The 1443-nt window shown below is 76.0% G+C and carries 2 protein-coding genes; one reads left to right on the forward strand and one right to left on the reverse strand.

The genetic code is table 11. The annotated features are described in order from the left end of the window. A partial coding sequence (locus DZG00_RS15405) for a glycosyltransferase family 2 protein (protein WP_147360062.1) occupies positions 1-436 on the reverse strand: 436 nt, incomplete at its 3' end. A gap of 77 nt (positions 437-513) precedes the next feature. Here DZG00_RS15405 and DZG00_RS15410 point away from each other — a divergent pair. After that, positions 514-1443 (forward strand): glycosyltransferase family 2 protein (locus tag DZG00_RS15410; protein WP_147360063.1); only part of this gene is annotated, 930 nt, incomplete at its 3' end.

Genomic DNA, 1443 nt, shown 5'->3' on the forward strand with positions numbered 1-1443 from the left:
CCTCGAACCGCGACTCCACGGGCCCCGCCACCGCGGCGCAGCCCGTGCTCAGCTGGAGACCGAGCAGCGCGGCGAGCCAGCCGTCGGTGGGCCGCTCGTCGTCGTCGATGAAGACGAGCAGGTCGTCCGCCCGGGACTCGTCGAGCGCCCGGTTGCGTGCGGCCGAGATGCCGGGCTCCGGCTCGTGGACGTACGAGATCCGCACAGCGGCGACGGGCACAGCCGCACCCTCGGCGGCGGCGGCGACGGCCGCACGCGCGCCGGCCTCCGGGTCGTTGTCGACCACGAGGATCCGCACCCGCGCGGTGCCGCCCACGCTCGCGGCCTGGTCCACCAGCATCGGCAGCACCGCGGCGATGTCGCGCGGCCGCCGGTAGGTGAGCACGGCGATCACGACGGCGGGGGACCAGGCGGCGGCGGCCGCGTCGGAGCTCATGCCACCATCATCCCAGCGCGACACCGCCCGACGGCTCCGTCGGCGCGACCCGGCACGCCCCCACGAGAGGATCCGCGATGACGGGACCCGACCCGACGCCCCTGGCCGTCGTGATCGTCAACTACGGATCGCACGAGCTCCTCGCGGCGAACCTCGCGCCGCTGTCGCGCGCCCGCCCCGACCTGGCCGTCGTGATCGTCGACAACCTCAGCACCCCGGCCGAGCGCACCGCCGTCACGGCCCTCGCGGACGCGGAGGGCTGGCACCTCGAGCTGCCGGACGGCAACGAGGGCTTCGGCACCGGGATGAACCGCGGCGTCCGGCGCGCCGCGGCTCTCGGGCGCACGCACGTGCTGCTGCTCAACCCGGACGCGCTCATCACCGGCGAGGCCGTCGACGCGCTGCTCCGGGCGTCCCTCGACGACGACGACGCGATGGTCGCCCCGCGCATCCTGCGGCCGGACGGCTCGCTGTGGTCGGCCGGATCCGACCTGTACCTCGCCGACGGCCGGATCCGCTCGCGCCGCCGCCGACCCGAGGGCACGACGGCGCGCATCGAGCCGTGGCTGAGCGGCGCCTGCCTGCTGCTCTCCGTGGCCCTCTTCGACCGCGCCGGCGGGTTCGACGACGCGTACTTCCTCTACTGGGAGGACGTCGACCTGTCGCACCGCGTCACCGCGGCGGGCGGGCGGCTCGCGCTCCTCGACGACGTGACGGCGATCCACGCGGAGGGCGGCACGCAGGGCGCCGGCGGGCTCTCCGCCGGCCAGGCGAAGTCGGCCACCTACTACTTCCACAACATCCGCAACCGGATGCTCTACGCGGCCCGCCACCTCGACGAGGCGGACCTGCGCGCATGGCGCCGCAATGCGCCGCGCGTGGCGTGGGAGATCCTGCTGCAGGGCGGGCGCCGGCAGCTCCTCGAGTCCCGGGCCCCGCTCGCGGCGGGCATCCGGGGTCTGCGCGACGGCGACCGGATCGCGCGGGTCGAGCTCCGGCGGCGGGCG

This window comes from Clavibacter lycopersici (assembly GCF_003576405.1).
Lineage (GTDB): Bacteria > Actinomycetota > Actinomycetes > Actinomycetales > Microbacteriaceae > Clavibacter > Clavibacter lycopersici.